Below are 539 nucleotides of genomic sequence, written 5' to 3'. Positions count from 1 at the left end.
TGGGCGCTGGCGCTCAAGGTGGCGATAAAACTCTTGGTCGCGGCCACGCTACGCTCGGGGCCGGCGCACAGCGGCACATGGAATTCGCAGGCGGCTTCCAGGGGCGAGTCTTCAGCGTTGACCATCGACACACTCAAGGCCCCGCGCTTGCGCAGCAGGCGCAGGCTGTTGACCAGGTCCGGGCTCTGCCCCGACTGAGAGAAGCCGAAGGCCGCCTGGCCGCTGACTTTCAGCGGCGCCTGCGCCAGGGTCACCACCGACATCGGCAGCGACGCCACGGGAACGCCCACATGCTGCATGGTCAGGTAGGCGAAGTAACTGGCGGCGTGGTCCGAACTGCCACGGGCGACGGTCATCGCCACTTGCGGCGGCTGGCGGCGCAGGCGGCCGGCGACCTCGGCCAGCAGCGGGTCGAGGCATTGCAGTTGGGCCGCGACGGCCTCACAGGAGGACAGGGCCTCTTCAAGCATTTTTGAAGTCAATGGTTTCTCCTTCGACCATTACGTCGGTGAGGTGCAGGGAGCGGTCCAGGCGCACGC

The 539-nt window shown here is 67.2% G+C and carries 1 protein-coding gene; it reads right to left on the bottom strand.

The genetic code is table 11. The features are described from left to right. Window positions 1-470, bottom strand: a 470-nt coding sequence (locus JFT44_RS28540; protein WP_198831484.1) for an SIS domain-containing protein, incomplete at its 3' end; no start/stop codon positions are given. Between the last annotated feature and the right edge of the window lie 69 nt (window positions 471-539).

The organism is Pseudomonas sp. MF5691 (assembly GCF_016405645.1).
In the GTDB taxonomy this organism is placed as follows: domain Bacteria; phylum Pseudomonadota; class Gammaproteobacteria; order Pseudomonadales; family Pseudomonadaceae; genus Aquipseudomonas; species Aquipseudomonas shahriarae.
This window is presented reverse-complemented; position numbering and strand designations above follow the sequence as displayed.